Source organism: Amycolatopsis sp. FU40 (genome assembly GCF_021903635.1).
In the GTDB taxonomy this organism is placed as follows: domain Bacteria; phylum Actinomycetota; class Actinomycetes; order Mycobacteriales; family Pseudonocardiaceae; genus Amycolatopsis; species Amycolatopsis dendrobii.
This window is the reverse complement of the sequence record NZ_CP091381.1, coordinates 8793759-8811038: the sequence shown is the minus strand read 5'-3', so window position 1 is coordinate 8811038 and position 17280 is coordinate 8793759. Positions and strand designations below refer to the sequence as shown.

Genomic DNA, 17280 nt, shown 5'->3' with positions numbered 1-17280 from the left:
CGGTACTCAAGAACGCTCCACCTCTCGTTCCACCGCGTCCAGTTCGTCCGCCAGCCGCACCAGCGCCGCCTCGTCGGACGGCGGCGGGCCGTACAGCACCGCCCCGACCTCGTTCGGCGCCCGGCCGGTCCGCGCGCTCACCGTCTCCACCACCGCGGGCGGGCCGGCGTCGCGCGGCAATCCCAGTCTCTTCCGCAACCGTGTCCTGGCCGCCTCGCGCAGGGTTTCCGCCGCGTGCCCGGTCGCGCCGCCCCGCCGGTACAGCCGGGCCCGGCCCTCCGCCGTTTCCGCCGACCGCACGACCACCGGCAGCGGTTCCCGCACCACCGGCCCGAGCCGTCGCGCCCGCCACAGGGCGAACAGAACGATCGCGATTCCCGCGGTCAGCGCGCCGTAGCGCCAGCCGGGCGGGATCAGGTCGACGAACGGCTTCTTTTCGCCGTCCAGCGCGGGGTCCTCTGTGGACGGTACGTACCAGACCAGCTGCCGGTGATCGCCCAGCAGCCGCATGCCGAACGCCGCGTTGCCTTCCTTGGCGATCTGGTCGTTGGTGAACGCCTCGGCCGAGCCGAGCACGGTCACGGTGCCGGTCCGGTCGGCCAATTGCACGAACGTCGGGTCGCCGTCATCGCGGTAGCAAGCCCGCGCCGTCTTGTCGTCCGTGCGGTAATGGCGTCCGCCAAGCGTGACCGAGCCCGCGCTGACTGCCGCGCCGACCGTGCAACCCGGTTGCAGCGTACGGACCTCTCCTGTCCCCGCCGAGGAAACAGTCGGCGCGGCCATCCCCAACGACATCGATCCGGGCGCGACGAGCACGAGATGCGCGACCCGGCGGCGCAGATCGGCCAACCCGTTCGCGGGCACCAGCTGCGGGTTGGTGATCAGCAGGGTTCCGCCGTCGGCGGCCTCGCGTGCTTCGGCGAGCGAATGCGCGGCGCGGATTTGAACGCCTTCCTGCTCCAGCAAATGCGCTAGTGCGTGACTGCCGCGCGGTTCGTAGGAACCGGGGTCGAACTCGCCGCTGGTCTGTTCGCCGCGACTGAGCACAATCGCCAGTGCGATGATCACGATGAGCAGGAGCAGCGCCAACGGAACCCGGGCGCCACGCCAGATTCGGCGCAGATCCGGCGAAACAGCTGTGCTCATGCGTCCGCCAAAACCGGTCGTGCGCGCTGGACGCGTTCGTCCAATTCGGACAACGTGCGGTAGGCGGCTTCGGTGCCCGGCCGTCCGCCGTAGTGCACGTCGTCGAACTGCCGCGCGGCAGCGGTGAGGTCAACGGCCAGATCCGGCAGGAACCTCCCGGCCTCAGCGACCGCTTCGTCCGCGGTCCGGCCGGAGCGGACGTCGAGCAGCGCGCGCTCTTCCATCGCCCGCACGAGCGCGCGGAACCGATCCCGCACCGCGTCGGCGAAATCGCCGCGAGCGGCGGCCTCCTCGGCGGCTTTCCGGTACTCGTCCGCGGTTCGCCGCCGTCCGCTGAACACCTCGCCGGACGTTGTGGCCGACCGCCCGACCTTGCCCACCCGCAGCCGCACGACGACGATCAGCACGATCACCAACGCCAGCACCAGCAGCAGGCCGAGCGGGCCGCCGGGAACCCCGGACAACGCGTCGAACAGCTCGGAAATCCGCTGTCCGAGCCACTGCCAGACGCGTTCGAGAAGGCCCGGCTGCGCCGCGGCATAACCCGGATCGGTCAGTTCCTGGATCGCCCGCAGCCGGGCGGGGCCCCGGTCGATGTCGACCGGGACGTCGGCGAGAAGGCCGATCACCACGCCTGCTGCGGCGGTTGCGGCGGCTGGATGCCCGCCGCCCTCGCCAGTTCGATGTCCATGCCCTCGCGGCGCATCCGCTGGTCGATGTAGAGCACCACGGTGACCAGCGCGGTGAACGGCATGACGATCGTCTCCGCGATGACCTTGCCGACCGACTGCAGCACCAGGCTGCCGGTCGTGACCTTCGGCAGGGTCGCCTGCGGGTCGAAGATGCCGCTGAACGCGCCCGAGCCGAGGCTGAACGGAACGCTGATGATCGCCGAGATCAGCCAGCTGATCACGCCCGCCAGCAGCAGAATCCCGAACACCCGCCAGAACATGCCCGACACGAGCTGGCGCGAACGCGTGAACGCCTGCCCGATGGTGCCGCGCTCCAGCACCAGCGCCGGACCGGCGAGCGACCAGAACACATACGGCAGCACGGCGGGAATCAGGCAGAACGCCGCGGCGACGATCGTGGCCAGCGTGTACAGGATGGTGACCGCCAGCAGCGGCAGCAGCCGCGGCGCGGCTTCGCGCATCGCCGAACCGAAGTCGACCGGGCGGCCGAGCACCGCCTTGCCCATCACCACGGTCAGGAAACCGGTGAGGAAAGTCTGCGCCAGCATGGAGATCACGAGCACCGGCAGCAGCGCGGTGAGCGTGGAGCCCAGCAGGCTGTACAGCGCGTCGAGCTGCTGTTGCTGCGTCGCGGCCGGACCGAGCTGGGTAACCCGGTTGAAATCGGGCACCAGCCACAGCGACGCGACGAGGTTCAGCCCCGCCGCGACCACCGCGACGACCGCGGACACCCCGAGGATCAGCAGCGGATACCGGCGGATCGCGGTGATCGCGCCGTCGAGGATGTCGCCGACGTTCAACGGGCGCAACGCGATCACGCCCGGTTTGCCCAGCCCGTTCGGGTTCCAGCCCTGGCCGGGGCGGCCGTAGGGGGTGCCGGGGTACGGCGGAATCGGTTGCTGGCCCGGGGATTGCCACTGACCGCTGCCTGCCGGAGGCGGCGGAACGGCACCGGAGGACGAAGGCACTCCCGACGAGCTCTCGCTGCCCGCGCCTGCGGGGCTCGCCCATCCCGGCTGCGACGTCGCCGGATTATCACCGGCCGGAGTCTCGCCGACCGCGCTTTCGCCACTCGGCCGCGAGGTCGCACCAGCGGAGTTTTCGCTGGCTGAAGGCGAAGTCGCGCCAGCCGGGCTTTCGCCGCCCGGCTGCGGCGCCGAACCAGCCGGGTTTTCGCTGGCAGCCGAAGGATCCGCCCCGGCCCGGTTCGTCCCGGCAGGCGGATTCGTCCCGGTCGACGCGGCGTTTTCGCCGGCGGACGACGAAGTTCCGGCACCGGACGGGTTGTCCGTTTCGCCGGTCTGCGGCGGGGTGGCGGCGGACGCGCCGGGATCGGGACTGGCGAAGCCCCGGCTCGGCGTAGGCGTGTCGTCCCCCGGCCCGGGCGCACCGGGTGAGTTTGTCATCGGAGCCCCTCGTCTGCACGGCCCTGCGGTTGCTGCCGTCACTCTTCCAGAGCCGTCCGCACCCGGCCAGACCTGGGGGGACGTCCGGGCGGGGAGCCAGTCCGGCGAAGTGCTGCGGCGGGCCGGGCATCCCCCGATATGCTGAACGGCAAGCCGGGGGACGCCCGGCCCGCGCCGAGACCCACCGGGACTGCCCTGATGACGCAACCGCCCTACGGCCAGGTGCCGCCACGCGGGACCGTTCAACCGCCGCCGGTGCCGGGCCAAGGACCGGTGCCGCCGGGCCAGTACCCGGGCCAGGCGCAAGGCCCTTACCAGGCCCAGCCCGGACAGGGTCCGTACCAGGGGCAGCAGCCGCCGTTTCAGGGTCCGCCGCCGCAGGGACCGCCGTGGCAGCAGCAGCCGCCGTCCTATCCGGTGCCGCCGCGCAAGCCGACCGGGCTGATCGTCGGGCTGTGCCTCGGCGCGGTCGCGGTGCTGGCGCTGGGCGTCGTGGCGATCGTTTCGCTGAACCGCGGGCCGGGACCGAGCAACGCCGGCTACCAGGCCGCTCCGCCGTCGCCGTCGTCCGCCTACGAGCTGCCGCCCACCAGCGGTTCGTCCGCCCCGTCGAGCACGCCGACCAGTCCGTCGGAAAGCCCGAGCACCTCCGCCAGCGCGGGCCCGCACAAGATCCTCAAGCTGGCCGACCACCCGATCCTGCAAGACCCGAACGCAGGCCTGCAGAACCGCGTCTGCAACCTGCCGCCGTGGACGAGCACGCAGGACGGCGCGGAAGCCTTCTTCACCGCCGCGAGCAAATGCCTCGACGCGGCGTGGGGCCCGTTCCTCGAGTCCTACAACCTGCCGTTCACGCCGCCCGCGCTGCACTTCCCGACCGGGCCGAGCTTCGACACCGAATGCGGCACCATCCAGGTCGGCATCGCGACCGCGGCGTACTACTGCGAGAACAATCTGTACGTCCCGTTCAAGGGCCTGCAGACCGACCAGTACGGCAACAACCCCGGCGTCTACCTGGCGCTGTTCGCCCACGAGTACGGCCACCACGTGCAGGAAGTCGCGGGCATCATGGACGCCGCGTGGCAGAAGATCTACGCGGCCGGGCAGAACAGCCCCGAGGGCCTCGACATGTCGCGCCGCAAAGAACTCCAAGCGCAGTGCTTCTCCGGAATGTTCCTCGGCGCGCACGTCGACCGCGGCGGCACGATCACCCGCGACATGTACAACAAGGCCTGGAACGACCAGGAAACCCGAGGGGACAACACTTCCCGCAGCCACGACCACGGCACCAACGCGCACTACGCGCAGTGGTGGCGGGCCGGGGCGAAGGACAACCGGATCGCCGACTGCAACACCTTCGCCGCTTCCGCCTCGGACGTCAGCTGAGCTGGTGGTTCACGGGCGGGCACTACAGACGCAGTGGTTCGGCTGTTTGTGCTGGACGCGTCAGCTGAGCAGCGCGAGCTTGCCCGGACCGCGGATCACCAGGTAGGCATACATCCCGCCGCAGAAGCAGGCGAACACCAGCAGCGCCAGCGCGATCGGCGCGCGAAGATCCTGCGCGCCCGCGGTGGCGTCCGGCATGGTGACCGAGACCGTGCCGTCCGCCGGGGCGTCGTCCGGGACCAGCACCTGGAGATGCTCGTCCTTGCCGTGCCCGCAGCTGTCGAGGGTGCCCTGCCGCGGTTTGCCGCCGAGCTGGAACGAGACCGATTCGGCGGCACCGGGAACGGAGCAGTCGACGGCCTTGGTGATCTGGGCGTCCACCGGCGCACCGGGGGACTTCGCGCGGATGCCGAGTATCCCCGGGCCGGCGAGCCACACCAGGACCACGACGAGCACCCCGACCGCCACCGGGATGCCCACCTGGAGCCACCGCTTGACGGGGCTCTTATGCGGGGGGTCGGAAACCTGCACGACGCCATGCTTCCAGATGCCGGGGGCAAAACCCAGTGAGGTGCCCGCGCACGGGGGACCCCGGCCGAGGCCGGGTCCGCCGCCGCCCGCCCAGCCTCGCCGCTACCCGGCCCGAGCCGCCCGGGAGAGCGCCCCGATGCTGCATTGGCGCGGGCCCCGAGGACCGCGCCTCTGCACCGGGGACAGCTCCACGCACACAACGCCACAGCAGGCCGGCCCCAGAACCGGCGGCCCCGCCGAACCTCAGCGTTGGATCTGATCCGCCTGCGTGACCTTCTTGACGTACAGCAGCCGGTCCCCCGGCTCCAGCGCGTCCGCCTGCGGGGCGTCGACCCGGTAAAGCACCCCGTCGCGCACCACGCCGAGCACCGTGTCCGCCAGGTGCCGCGGCGAGCCGCCTTCCTCGCTCGGTTCGATGCCGCGTTCGGCGATCGCCAGTCCGGATTCCGGGGTCAGCAGGTCCTCGACCATGTCCACTACAAGCGGAGTGGATGTCGCCATCCCGAGCAGCCGCCCGGCGGTCTCGCTCGACACCACGACCTGGTTCGCCCCGGACTGCTTCAGCAGGTGCACGTTCTCCGCCTCGCGCACCGACGCCACGATGTGCGCTTTCGGGGCCAGCTCGCGCGCGGTGAGGGTGACCAGCACGGCGGTGTCGTCGCGGTTCGGCGCGACCACTACGGCTCGTGCGTGCTGCACGCCCGCGACGCGCAGGACGTCCGCCCTGGTCGCCGAGCCGTGCACGGTGACGAGGCCGAGCGCGCTCGCCGCGTCCAGCGCCTGCTGGTCGGTGTCGACGACCACGACGCGGTTGGCCTGCACCTCCTCGTCGCCGAGCAGCGCGTTGACCGCCGAGCGGCCCTTCGTGCCGAAACCGACGACGACGGTGTGGTCACGCACCTTCGTCCTCCACTTCTGGATTTTGAACGCCTGCCGGGAGCGCTCGGTGAGCACTTCCAGGGTGGTCCCGACGAGGACGATGAGGAAGAGCACTCGCAGCGGCGTGATCACGATGACGTTCACCAGCCGCGCGGACGCGGTGGCCGGAGCGATGTCGCCGTAGCCGGTGGTCGAGAGGGAAACTGTCGCGTAATAGAGCGAGTCGAGCAGCGAGAGGCCGTCGCCGTTCGCGTCGCGGTAGCCGTCCCGGTCGAGATAGACGATCAGCACCGTCGCCAGCAGCGCCAGCAGCGCCCCGATGATCCGCTTGACGATCGCCCGCATCGGGCTGACTGTCAGCTCCGGCATCCGGATCACGCCGACGAGCTCGTGGTCGGGCCGGTCGTTCAACCGGACGTTCAGGGGCAGCCGTTTCAAGGCCTTCATGCACCGGCTCCCCGCGCGCGTTCGGCGTCACTCACAGCCGGGAGGATAACCCAATCGGAGCACCCGCACACCCGTCGCGGCGATCATGCTGTGGCAGGCTTGCCGCATGTCCGAGCCTCGCGCGTCGCAACGTCCGGCGCTTCTTCTCGCCGCCCTCCTCGCCGGGGCGGGCGTCCTGCACTTCGCCCGGCCGAAGCCGTTCGACGCGCTGGTCCCGAAAGAATTGCCCGGTGACCGGCGCACCTGGACGTACGCGTCGGGGGCCGCCGAGCTGACCGTCGCCGCCGGGATCGCGCTGCCGCGCACTCGCCGGCTCGGCGGGTTGGCCGCGGCGCTGCTGTTCGTCGGAGTCTTTCCGGGGAATGTGAAAATGGCGTTGGATTATCAGCGGCGCGGCCGTCCGGCTCGGGAGCGCGCGGTCGCGTGGCTGCGCTTGCCGTTGCAGTGGCCGTTGGTGAGCTGGGCGTTGACCGTCCGGGATCGGGCCTAGCCGCTATTCCTGCGGAACGTTGCGCAGCAGGGCCCGCAGGCCTTCCGCGTCCAGCAGGTCTGCCGGGCGCAGCGTGTGTCCATGCCGGACATAGTGGAAGGCCGCGCGTACGCGTTCCACCGGGACTTTCTTCAGCGCCGCCCACGCCAATCGGTACGCACCGAGCTGAATGGCCAAGGCCGGCAACCGTTCTTCGGACGGAACAGAACCGGTCTTCCAGTCCACGACGGTCCAGCCGCCGTCGGGATCCGCGTACACCGCGTCCATTCGGCCGCGCAAGGTAATGCCTTCGACGTCCGCGGAGAACGGCACCTCCACGGCGACCGGGACCCGGTCGGCCCATTCGCTGTTCTCGAAAGCTTCTTGCAGGGCCTCGAAATCGGTGTCCGGGGCTTCGCCGACGTCGGCCGCGCCCGGGAGGTCGTCGATCTCCAGCAGCCGGTCGCCGGAGAACCGTTGCTCCAGCCAGCTGTGGAACGCGGTGCCACGACGAGCGAACGTGTTGGGCGGCAACGGAAGCGGTCGTCGGAGGCGTTGCGCGAGAGCGTCCGCGTCGGACGCCAGGTCCACCAACTGGCTCACGCTCAGCTGCGCGGGCAGCGCAACGCGATCCACTGTGGACTGCGAGCGGGCGCGTTCGGCCAGGAGAACGTCGGTGTCGGCAGCCCAGCCGTCCGGGTCTTCCGGATCGATGACGTCCTCGTCGTCTTCGAAGTATTCGTCGTCCGGCAGATAGTCTTCTTCGTCCTCGGGTTCGGGAGGCAACGGAATCTCGTCGTCGTCAGCGGCCGGAAGCGGCTCGGCCTCCGGTTCGGACTCCGGTTCCTCTTCCAGCGCGGCCATTTCCGCCAGCAGCAGATCCACCCCGGTAGCGACACCCGATCGCCGGTCGCCCAGCGGATCCACCGGCCACTGCGCCGTCCGGGAGTCCGCGACCAGCGGGTTCTCCTCGCCCTCCTCGGGTTCCTCGGCCCAGAGGTCCACCACGCCCAGCGGCGGATCGGCCTCGTTCATCACCTCGGCGATCTCGGAGAGGAAGATCGACGGCCCCTTGGCCCGGGTACTGCTTTCGTTCCACCAATGCCCGGAAACGAGCAGCGCGCGCTCGGAACGAGTCAGCGCGACGTAACACAATCGTCGTTCCTCGTCGGCTTCGCGGGCGACGAACCCTTCCTCGTGCAGTTCCAGCGCTTCTTGCACTTCCTTGCGGTCGTACCCTTCCGCGATCTGCAGTTTCGGCAGATCCGCCGCGTCACCCCGCAAATGCGCGGGCAACGCGGTAGAAGTACGCAACCACGACGACGAACGACGTTTGCCCGGGAACACCTCAGCGACCAGATGCGGGACAGCCACCACTTCCCACTCCAGCCCCTTGGCGGAGTGCACGGTGAGCACCTGCACCCGGTCCGGAACGACCTGCACCTCACCGGGCGTGAGTCCGTCTTCCGCATGTGCCGCGGTGTTCAGATAGTCCACAAAGGACAACAGAGTCGCCGTCGGCGCGGTCTCCGCGTAATCAGTGACGACTTCGGCGAACGCGTCCAAATGCGCGCGGCCCGCCGACCCGGGCCGGGCAAGCGATTCGACATCAAGCAGCATCGTGCGTTCGACGTCCGCCACCAATTCCGGCAGCGACTGATCCAGCCGACGACGCAGCGCCGTCAGTTCCGCGCCCAGCCGGCGAATTCGCCGGTAACCTTCCGCGGAATAACGCTCCGGCGCACCGGGTTCGTCGACGGCGTCGATCAGCCCGGCCTGTTCCGCGCGTTCGGCGACCAGTTCCGGCTCGTCGCCCTCCTTCGCGCGCGGCTCGGGCGAGGTGAGTTCGTTGGCCCGCCGCCACAACGCAGCGACGTCCGCCGCCGCGATCCGCCAGCGAGCACCGGTCAGCAATCGAGCGGCCGCGCTCCCGGCCAGCGGATCGGCGAGCACCCGCAGCGTGGACACAAGGTCGGCGACCTCCGGTTCGTCCAGCAATCCGCCGAGGCCCACGACCTCCACCGGCAGCCCGCGCATCCGCATTTCCGCCGCGATCGGCGCCATGTCCGCACGTCGACGCACCAGCACCGCAGCGGTCGGCGGCTTGCCGGATTCCTCCTTCTCCGCATGCCAACGCTGCGCCATCGCGTCGGCGACCCACTCCCGTTCCGCGCGCACATCCGGCAGCAGCGCGACCGCGATGTCTGCCGGACCGGCACCGTCCCGTGCGCGCAGCCGTTCGACGCCAAGTCCGCGGCGGCGCAACGGTTCCGAGATCGCGTTGGCCAGTTCCAGAATTTCCGGCGGGTTGCGGAAGCTGGTGAGCAGCCCGAACTCATGCGCGGTTTCGAGCCGTTCCTCGCCACGACGCGGGAAGTCCGTGGTGAACCGGGGCAGGTTCGCCGCACTCGCGCCACGCCAGCCGTAAATCGCCTGCGCCGGGTCACCGACCGCGGTCACCGGCATCGGCGGATGCTCAACGCCGCCGAACAGCGACCGCAGCAACACTCGCTGCGCGTGCCCGGTGTCCTGGTATTCGTCCAGCAGCACCGCCCCGTACCGCTCGCGCTCCCCCGCCACCACTGCCGGATATCCATCGGCCAACTGCGCCGCGAGGGACATCTGATCCGCGAAGTCAAGCGCGCCTTCCGCCCGTTTTCGGCGATGATAGTCCTCGACCAACGGCAGCAGAGCCAGCCGAAACCGTTGGGCCGCGAGAACTTCCTGCAACTTCACCGGCAGCGAGGCGCGCTGGCCTTTGGCCCGTGGAGCGTTTTCGATAACCTCGCACAGCCACTCCGTGTACTGCCCGAGCTTCTCCGTCGAAATCAGATGCTCGCCAAGTTCACCGGCCAACGCGAGCAGCTGCGCGGTGACCGTCGGCGGCACCCGGTCGGTGTCCAGGTCATTGTCCCAAGTGGACACCACGCGATGCGCCAGCTGCCACGACGAAGTCTCCGACAGCAACCGGACACCAGGCTGCACCGGAAGCCGCAGCCCGTGCTCCGACAGCAAACGCCCGGCATACGCGTGATAAGTCAGCACCGTTGGCTCACCGGCGACCACAGTGGCCCGCAACGCGCCCGACGGATCAATCCGCTCCAACAGCCCCGAACCGGCAAGCCGCCGCAACCGCGCCCGCACTCGCTCACCGAGCTGACGCGCGGCCTTCCGAGTGAAGGTCAGGCCGAGCACCCGTTCCGGGCTCACGATTCCGTTAGCCACCAGCCAGACCACGCGGGCGGCCATGGTTTCGGTCTTGCCCGCACCCGCGCCCGCGACGACGAGCGACGGCTCGACCGGCGACGCGATCACGGTCGCCTGCTCGGGCGTCGGACGGTGCAACCCCAGTGCGTCAGCGATTTCCGCGGGTCCGACGGGGTTGGCGATGACCACCGGGCTCACGGTCCGGTCACCTGACGCCCTTCCGGACGCAACGGGCAGCACCCGCGCGCCGGGCACCGGTCGCAGTCGGCGTTCTCGTGCGCCTGATAGTCCGGACCGACCGCGGCGGCCGCGGCCGAGCGCACGAGTTCCAGCCACTCGCGCCCGTTGTCCTCGTCCATCGGCGGCTGATCCCGTTGAGTGGCCCCGGTCTTGTTGTTCCCCTTCGCGACATACACGAGTTTCGCGCCGCCGGGCGTCTTCTTGCCCTCGACCGCGCCCAGCAGCACCGCCAGCTGGTACGCCGCGAGCTGCGGGTGCTTCTCCGCGTCCGCGCCGGACACCGGGACCTTGCCGGTCTTGATGTCCACGATCACCGGGCGGCCGTCCTTGTCCATCTCGACCCGGTCGACCCGTCCGCGCAGCAGCACGCGCACCTCTTCGTCGCCCATCGGCAACTCGACCTCGATGTCCTGCTCGACCCCGGCCTCGATCAGCTCCTGTCGCGATTTTTCCAGCCACGACACGAAGTTGCGCAACATCTGCTCCACCCGGGACCGTTCGCGCCGGGAGAACCACGGCGCGCCGGCGTCCACGCGCACCCACGCCTCGTCCAGCGCGGCCTGGATCTGCTCCTCAGTGCTGCCGCCCGCGATCGCCTGCGCCAAACCGTGCACGAGAGTTCCGGTCACCGCCGCCAATTGCGCCGGATCACTGCCGCCGTGCCGCTCGATCAGCCAGCGCAGCGGGCACTTCACCAGAATCTCCACAGTGGACGGCGAGATCCGCATCAGGTCGCCGGGCCCGTGCACCGGGTCCGCTGTGGACGCTTCCATCAATCCGTACCACGTGTCCGGATGCGCCCCCGGAACCCCAGCCGCGGCCAGCCGGGCGAGCTGTTTCGCCGCCCGCTTCCGGCGTTCTGGATCCGTCTTGTCGTCGCACACGACCTCGCGCAGCTCGCCGACCAATTCGGCCAGCACGAGCGACCGGCCCGGCGGCTTCATCCGGGAGTCGAGCATTCCGTCGTCGGCGCCGTTCTCTTCAAGGTCGTCGAGGAATCGGGACGGCTGCTCGTCCTCCCCGGCCACCGCGGTCACCAGCAGCGTCCGCCGCGCGCGGCTAGCCGCCAGGTAGAACAACCGCCGTTCTTCGGCGAGAATCGGCGCGATGGCGGACACCTTGTCGTGTTCGTCCACTCCGGACAGCAGGTCGACCAGCCGCTCGACACCCAGCAACGAGCCACGCAGCCGCAGGTCCGGCCACGCGCCCTCCTGCACCCCGGCGACCGCGACCACTGTCCACTCGCGGCCCGCCGATGCGTGCGCCGTCAGCAGGGAAACCCCTTCACCCGGAATCGCTGCCGGAGCGAGAGTGTCGCCCGCGATGTTCTGCGACGAAAGATAGTCCGCGAATGCCGCGACGCTCGCCTTAGGCAACCGGTCGGCATACCGGCCTGCCGAATCGAACAACGCCACCACAGCGTCCAGGTCGCGATCAGCCTGCGCACCGAGCGAGCCGCCGCGATCCACCAACCGCAGCAAACGTTCCTGCAGCCCGCTCGCCTGCCACAGCTCCCACAGCACCTGCTCGACGCCTTCGCCGCGGCTCACCGCCTGGTGCGTAACGCTCAACAGCTTGCCGACTCGGCGAACCGGCAACGCCTCGTTGTCCGCGAGACCGACGAGAATGTCCCCGCCCCGCAACGCTTCCACGAGCAACTCGTCGCTCGAACGCTGCCCGCCGCCCGCCAGCTCCAGCCGACGAAGACCGCGCCGCAACCGCCGCAGCGCCAACGGATCCGCCCCGCCGAGCGAAGACGACAGCAACATCTCCGCGATATCGACGTCGAGCAATTCCGGCTCCGCCGCGATCCGCAACACCGCCAGCAACGGCCGTACCGCGGAGTGCTTCGCCAACGGCAATTCCTCCGTAGCGGAACCGATCGGCACCCCGGCCGCGCGCAAAGCGCGTTGCAGCACCAGGAAAGTCCGCGCCGGAGACCGCACCAGCACCGCCATCTCCGACCACGGCACCCCGTCAACGAGATGCGCCCGCCGAAGCTGGTCAGCGATCCAGCTGGCCTCCGCGGCCGGAGTCGGCATCAGCCGAACCCGCACCTTGCCGCCGCGTTTCCCTTGCGGCGTAACCAATTTCCGGTGCGGCGAGGCACCGGGCAACGTCGCACCGAGCTTCGCGACCGCCGCCCGGACCGTCGGAGCGAGCCGGTGCGAGGTGGTCAGCATGACCGTCCGGTCGCCGTCGTTGTCGGAATCGGCGAACAGCTTCGGGTCCGCGCCGCGGAAGGAAAACACCGACTGGTCTGGATCGCCGGCCACCACGAACTCCTCCGCGGTGTGCCCGATCGTGCGGATCAGCTGGACCTGCAACGGATCCAGGTGGTGCGCGTCGTCCACGAACAAATGCCGGACCCGGCCGCGCTCGCGTTCGCGCAGCTCCTCGTCGTCCTCCAGCGCGAGCAACGCCGACGTCACCAGCTCAGCCGCGTCGAGCGCGGGCGCGGCGGGCAGGCCGAGCGCGTTGCCGCCCGCCCCCTGCAGCTGGGTGACCTCCTCGTACTGCGCCCAGAACTGCCCCGCCGCGATCCACTCCTCGCGGTCCTGGCGATGCCCGAGTTCGGTCAGATCCTCCGGTCCGAGCCCGCGCTCGGCCGCCCGCATCAGCAGGTCGCGCAGCTCCTCGGCGAATCCGGGCACGGTCAGCGCCGGACGCAGCTGTTCGGGCCAGCCGGTCGCGCCCTCCTCCAGGTCGCCCTCCAGCAACTCGCGCACGACTACGTCCTGCTCCGCCCCGGCCAGCAACCGCGGCGGCGGCAGCTCCTCGGCGCGAGCTTCCAGGCGCAGCAACGAAAACGCGTACGAATGCACTGTGCGCACGAGCGGTTCACTCACCGTGCGCGGCAGCGGAGACTCCTGATCCGGGTCCGACGTGAGCCGCCGCGTGAGGTCGGCCCGCAGCGCGTCGGCCGCCCGGCGGGACGTCGTGAGCAGCAGCACGCTCTCCGGATCCGCCCCCTCGGCGATCCGGCGCGCGGCGGCGGTGGCGAGCAGCGCCGTCTTGCCCGTGCCCGGCCCGCCCAGCACGCGGCGGAATCCAGCGGGCGCCGACAGCAGCCGTCGAGCGTCCTCGTCCCAGGTGAACGTGGGTGCGGCGGGGACCGGCGGGCGCACCAGCCGCGCCTGCCCGTTTCCCGCTCTCCGCACGTGCACATCAGCGATGGAACCATGCCCGCTCACCCGGGTGGCGCACCGGCACACCCCTCGGCGGGACTATCATTCCCCGGGTCATGAACGACGAACTGCACGAGCGGATACGCGCAGTCATCGCCGACGTACCCGCGGGGACAGTCGCGACGTACGGCGACGTCGCGGCGCTCTCCGGTGCCCCCTCTCCGCGCATGGTCGGCCGCGCGCTCGCCGAGGACGGCCACGACCTGCCCTGGCACCGCATCCTCCGCGCTAACGGAACCCCCGCACCGCACCTGCTGCACGAACAACTGGAGCGACTGCGCGCCGAGGGCGTGCTCGCCGACGGCGAAAAGGTGGACCTGCGGAAGTACCGCTGGCGACCGGACGGGGACGAGCCCGGGGAGGACGAGCCGCCCGGCTTGTTCTAGAGCTCCGCACGACTATTTCCGCACGCCGGCTTCTGCGGGGCGGTTCCCTCGACGGCTTCCGGACGACGCTTTCGGCCGACCGCCTCCGCTCGACGACTTACCGGCGGCATGCGGCCCGGCAAGCAACCGCCCCAATGCCACATTGGGTGCGTCAGATGCACCCAATGTGGCATTCGGTGCGCCCAGCGCACCCAATGTGGCATTGGGGCGCGAACTGGTTCCGCCCCGGAGGACCGTGGCGTCCGCCATCCTCCCCGGCCATAGCCCGCGCCGCCCGTTTTAGGTTAGCCTCACCTCATGAGCGTCCTGACTTACCACCCCGGCAGGGTCACCGCGGTCCGGCGGGTCACCCCGCACATGGCCCGCGTCACCTTCGACTGCCCGGGTCTCGCGGCGGCGGGCCCGGCGGCGCCGGACGCGTACGTGAAGGTGTTCTTCCCCCTCCCCGGCCACGAGGAGCCGCACCTGCCACCCGCCGAGACGGGCGAGGACGACGTCCTGTCCTGGTATCGCCGGTACCTCGCGATGCCCGACGACGTCCGGCCGCCGATGCGGACGTACACGGTGCGCGCGGCGCGTCCGGAGACCGGCGAGGTGGACGTCGACTTCGTGCTGCACGAGGAGAGCGGCGGCCCGGCTTCGACGTGGGCCGGGCAGGCGGAGGTCGGCGGCCGGGTGGCGTTCCTCGGGCCGCACGGGCTGTACGACGTGCCGGACGGGACAACCTGGCAACTGTTGGTCGGCGACGAGACCGCGCTGCCCGCGATCGGCGGGATTCTCGAGAGGCTGCCACAGTCGGCGCGCGCGTCGGTGTACATCGAGATTCCGGACCGCGCGGAGCGACAGACCTTCGAGACCAACGGTGCCGTCGAGGTGCACTGGGTGGTCCGCGGTGCGCGTACGCATGGCGAAGCGCTCGTAGACGCCGTACGCGCGGCCGAGCTGCCCAACGGCACGCCGTACGCGTGGGTCTCCGGCGAAGCAGGCGTCGTGAAGCTCGTTCGACGACACCTCGTCCGTGAACGCGGCTTCGACAAGACAGCCATCTGCTTCACCGGCTACTGGCGACAAGGCCTCAGCGAAGAAGCCGCGGGACGACAGCAGGCCGAAGCGTCCTAACCGAGCTTCGCGACCACCAGCTTCACCAACGCACCGAGCCGCTGACGCTCCGGCTGTAACGTGCTGATCCCGGCTGCCTCCAACGGCGCCGCTGTCACCGGACCAACGCACGCGCAGACGACCGTGCCACCGCGCAGGGTCTCGCGCAGCTCCGCGCCGTGGCCGGTTTCGTCAGCGAGAGCCAGGAAATTCGTCGCCGCCGGGGCACTGGTGAACACCAACGCGGCCAGTTCTCCGGACAGCACCTCGCGGATCAACGAGAACACCGGCGCCGGATCCGGCGGCGTGTGCCAGCGGTAAGGCTGCACGGCGAGCACCGACGCCCCGGCCGCAGCAAGCGGATCGGTGAACTCCGGCAGCGGCGCGCCGTGCAGTTGCAGCGCGACGCGCGCGCCCTCGACACCGGCCTCAGCGACCGCGCCGAACAGCTCGTCATTGGTCTCGCCGGGCGCGGAGTACTCCTCGCGCAGGCCGACACCCCGCACCGCGCCGACCGCTTTCGGCCCGCGCGCGAAGATGCGCGACCCGGCCAGGGCGTCCAGCAGCGCTTCGCGAAGTCCCCAGCCCTCGGCGGCGTCAAGCCAGCCGCGGAACCCGGCTCCGGTGGTGACCGCGGTGAGGTCGACCGGCGCGGCGAGGACGGCTTCCGTGCCGCGACGCAGCTCCGGATCATCGGCCAGCGGGACGATCGTGATCGTCGGCGCGTGCCGGACCTCCGCGCCGTGCCGGAGCAACGCGCCGATCAGGTCGTCCGCGCGCCGCTCGGCCGTGACGCCGATTCGCACGCCGTCCAGCTCACCCATTCGCTCGCTCCGTCTCTCGGGGAAGTCCGCCTGGCCCCGCACCGTGCCGCAGCCTGATCAGCTCACCCATCCGTTCGTCCCGTCTCCGGCGAGAACCCGCCGGGCAGCCACCAGCACGCCGCCCACGAAACTTCCGTGACACTACGCAGCAGCGCCAGCTCGCCAGTCCGCTCGCTCCATCTCCAGGGAGAACCCGCCGGGCTGCCAGCCGAACCGCGCACCGCGCACCGGCAGTATCCCGATCATCCGCTCACCCCGTTTTCCGGCAAAACCCGCCGAGCCCCGCACCCGCGCCACCGCAGCATCCCAATCAGCTCTCCCCGCCTCCGACGAACCCACCGGACAGCACCCCGTCCGAGTCACTCATACGCCTGCCCCATCTCCCGGATCGCCGCCGCCAGCTCCGTCCGCAACTCCTCCGGCGCGAGCACCTCCAGATGCGGCCCGAACCGCAGCAGTTCGCCGATCGCCGCTTCTCCCGGTTCGACCGGCAGGTCAATCGTCAACCATCCGTCGCCGTCCGGTTCCGCTCCGGCGGCGACTGCCTCGCGAAGTGCCCGGGCGCCGACGCTGCCCGCATAGAACGGTACGAGAGCTTGGGCGCGCGGCGAGAGGCGGACTGTCGCCTTTCGGGGGTACATCCGGCGCTCGAACTGCTCTGACCACTCCTGCCAGTAACGAGCGAGGTCGAATTCCGCCGGTCGCTCGAACTCCTCGCCGAGGTCGGTCAGCTCGTGGATGCGCGAAATCCGGTAGGTGCGATCGGTCCCCTCGCACCGTGCGGCGAGGTACCAGTTGCCCGCTTTGAGGATCAGGCCGAGCGGCTCCAGCACTCGCTCGACCTCGCGTTGGCCCCACCGTTCGTACCGGACGCGGACCCGCCGTCCGGCCCACACCGCGTCGGCGACGGCGGACAGGGTCGGCAGGCTTTCGATGCCGCGATGCCAGCCGGGAACGTCGAGGTAGAAGCGTTCGGCGACGCGGCCGGCGCGGCTGCGCAGTTCGTGGGGCAACGCGGCGTACAGCTTGAGCTGCGCCGCCGCCAGCACCGTGCCGAGCCCCAGCTCCGCGGCCGCGACCGGGAGTCCGGCCAGTGCCAGCGACTGGGCTTCGTCCTCGTTGAGGCCGGTCAGCCGGGTCCGGTAGCCGTCGACGAGCTGGTAGCCGCCGCTGCGGCCGCGGTCGGCGTAGACCGGCACGCCCGAGGCCGACAGCGCCTCGATGTCCCGGTACACCGTCCGGACGGAAACCTCCAGCTCAGCGGCCAGTTCCTCGGCGGTCATCCGGCCGCGGTTCTGCAGCAGGAGAAGCACGGTGAGCAAACGGCCGGCACGCATGCGGCAAGTATGACTGAAATACCTGACACAAGATGGCAGGTATG

Annotated in this window: 13 protein-coding genes; 4 read left to right on the top strand and 9 right to left on the bottom strand. The window is 70.4% G+C overall.

The annotated features are described in order from the left end of the window. Window positions 1-6 precede the first annotated feature (6 nt). Genes L3Q65_RS41820 through L3Q65_RS41810 form a run of 3 tightly spaced genes read right to left on the bottom strand, consistent with a single transcriptional unit; the run spans window position 7 to window position 3244 of the window. The gene (locus tag L3Q65_RS41820) at window positions 7-1146 is read right to left on the bottom strand and encodes a DUF4350 domain-containing protein (protein ID WP_182896364.1); all 1140 of its coding nucleotides are present in this window, start codon (window positions 1144-1146) and stop codon (window positions 7-9) included. After that, on the bottom strand, window positions 1143-1778 hold the full coding sequence (locus L3Q65_RS41815; protein ID WP_237598098.1) for a DUF4129 domain-containing protein: 636 nt from the start codon (window positions 1776-1778) through the stop codon (window positions 1143-1145). Before L3Q65_RS41815 ends, L3Q65_RS41820 begins: the two co-directional genes overlap by 4 nt. Continuing rightward, window positions 1772-3244 (bottom strand): hypothetical protein, encoded by a 1473-nt coding sequence (locus L3Q65_RS41810; protein ID WP_370648150.1) that lies wholly within the window; start codon window positions 3242-3244, stop codon window positions 1772-1774. Before L3Q65_RS41810 ends, L3Q65_RS41815 begins: the two co-directional genes overlap by 7 nt. Before the next feature lie 198 nt (window positions 3245-3442). Between L3Q65_RS41810 and L3Q65_RS41805 the strand changes: the two genes are divergently transcribed. After that, window positions 3443-4630 carry a neutral zinc metallopeptidase gene (locus tag L3Q65_RS41805; protein WP_237598097.1) on the top strand — a complete coding sequence of 396 codons (1188 nt, stop codon included), beginning with the start codon at window positions 3443-3445 and terminating at the stop codon, window positions 4628-4630. A gap of 60 nt (window positions 4631-4690) precedes the next feature. Here L3Q65_RS41805 and L3Q65_RS41800 read toward each other — a convergent pair whose 3' ends face one another. Together L3Q65_RS41800 and L3Q65_RS41795 are read right to left on the bottom strand one after the other, a co-directional pair. Then, entirely contained in the window at window positions 4691-5110 is a 420-nt protein-coding gene (locus L3Q65_RS41800; protein ID WP_237598096.1) for a hypothetical protein, read from the bottom strand. A 294-nt stretch (window positions 5111-5404) separates the two neighbouring features. Continuing rightward, complete coding sequence (locus L3Q65_RS41795) at window positions 5405-6487, bottom strand: TrkA family potassium uptake protein (protein ID WP_182896368.1); 1083 nt, start codon at window positions 6485-6487, stop codon at window positions 5405-5407. 106 nt (window positions 6488-6593) lie between these two features. Between L3Q65_RS41795 and L3Q65_RS41790 the strand changes: the two genes are divergently transcribed. Further along, a complete protein-coding gene (locus tag L3Q65_RS41790; protein ID WP_182896369.1) occupies window positions 6594-6977 on the top strand; it encodes a DoxX family protein in 384 nt (127 codons plus the stop codon). Between the two features lie 3 nt (window positions 6978-6980). Here the strand turns inward: L3Q65_RS41790 and L3Q65_RS41785 are convergent, their stop codons facing one another. Together L3Q65_RS41785 and L3Q65_RS41780 are read right to left on the bottom strand one after the other, a co-directional pair. After that, the gene (locus tag L3Q65_RS41785; RefSeq protein ID WP_237598095.1) at window positions 6981-10361 is read right to left on the bottom strand and encodes an ATP-dependent DNA helicase; all 3381 of its coding nucleotides are present in this window, start codon (window positions 10359-10361) and stop codon (window positions 6981-6983) included. Then, complete coding sequence (locus L3Q65_RS41780) at window positions 10358-13531, bottom strand: ATP-dependent DNA helicase (RefSeq protein ID WP_182896389.1); 3174 nt, start codon at window positions 13529-13531, stop codon at window positions 10358-10360. The genes L3Q65_RS41785 and L3Q65_RS41780 overlap by 4 nt, the downstream gene beginning before the upstream one ends. Window positions 13532-13647: 116 nt before the next feature. Between L3Q65_RS41780 and L3Q65_RS41775 the strand changes: the two genes are divergently transcribed. Together L3Q65_RS41775 and L3Q65_RS41770 are read left to right on the top strand one after the other, a co-directional pair. Further along, window positions 13648-13977, top strand: a complete 330-nt coding sequence (locus L3Q65_RS41775) for an MGMT family protein (RefSeq protein ID WP_067585909.1) — start codon at window positions 13648-13650, stop codon at window positions 13975-13977. 297 nt (window positions 13978-14274) lie between these two features. After that, window positions 14275-15096 (top strand): siderophore-interacting protein, encoded by an 822-nt coding sequence (locus tag L3Q65_RS41770; protein WP_182896371.1) that lies wholly within the window; start codon window positions 14275-14277, stop codon window positions 15094-15096. Here L3Q65_RS41770 and L3Q65_RS41765 read toward each other — a convergent pair. Both L3Q65_RS41765 and L3Q65_RS41760 read right to left on the bottom strand, forming a co-directional pair. After that, window positions 15093-15899, bottom strand: coding sequence for a uroporphyrinogen-III synthase (locus L3Q65_RS41765; RefSeq protein ID WP_182896372.1), 807 nt, complete (start codon window positions 15897-15899; stop codon window positions 15093-15095). The two genes, L3Q65_RS41770 and L3Q65_RS41765, sit on opposite strands and share 4 nt — an antisense overlap. 359 nt (window positions 15900-16258) lie before the next feature. Then, complete coding sequence (locus tag L3Q65_RS41760) at window positions 16259-17236, bottom strand: YafY family protein (RefSeq protein ID WP_237598094.1); 978 nt, start codon at window positions 17234-17236, stop codon at window positions 16259-16261. Between the last annotated feature and the right edge of the window lie 44 nt (window positions 17237-17280).

Bases quoted from the DNA above. Each gene is read 5' to 3' on its own strand.
- L3Q65_RS41820 (WP_182896364.1), bottom strand. From the start codon at position 1,146: ATGAGCACAGCTGTTTCGCCGGATCTGCGCCGAATCTGGCGTGGCGCC.
- L3Q65_RS41810 (WP_370648150.1), bottom strand. From the start codon at position 3,244: ATGACAAACTCACCCGGTGCGCCCGGGCCGGGGGACGACACGCCTACG.
- L3Q65_RS41805 (WP_237598097.1), top strand. From the start codon at position 3,443: ATGACGCAACCGCCCTACGGCCAGGTGCCGCCACGCGGGACCGTTCAA.
- L3Q65_RS41795 (WP_182896368.1), bottom strand. From the start codon at position 6,487: ATGAAGGCCTTGAAACGGCTGCCCCTGAACGTCCGGTTGAACGACCGG.
- L3Q65_RS41790 (WP_182896369.1), top strand. From the start codon at position 6,594: ATGTCCGAGCCTCGCGCGTCGCAACGTCCGGCGCTTCTTCTCGCCGCC.
- L3Q65_RS41775 (WP_067585909.1), top strand. From the start codon at position 13,648: ATGAACGACGAACTGCACGAGCGGATACGCGCAGTCATCGCCGACGTA.
- L3Q65_RS41770 (WP_182896371.1), top strand. From the start codon at position 14,275: ATGAGCGTCCTGACTTACCACCCCGGCAGGGTCACCGCGGTCCGGCGG.
- L3Q65_RS41765 (WP_182896372.1), bottom strand. From the start codon at position 15,899: ATGGGTGAGCTGGACGGCGTGCGAATCGGCGTCACGGCCGAGCGGCGC.
- L3Q65_RS41760 (WP_237598094.1), bottom strand. From the start codon at position 17,236: ATGCGTGCCGGCCGTTTGCTCACCGTGCTTCTCCTGCTGCAGAACCGC.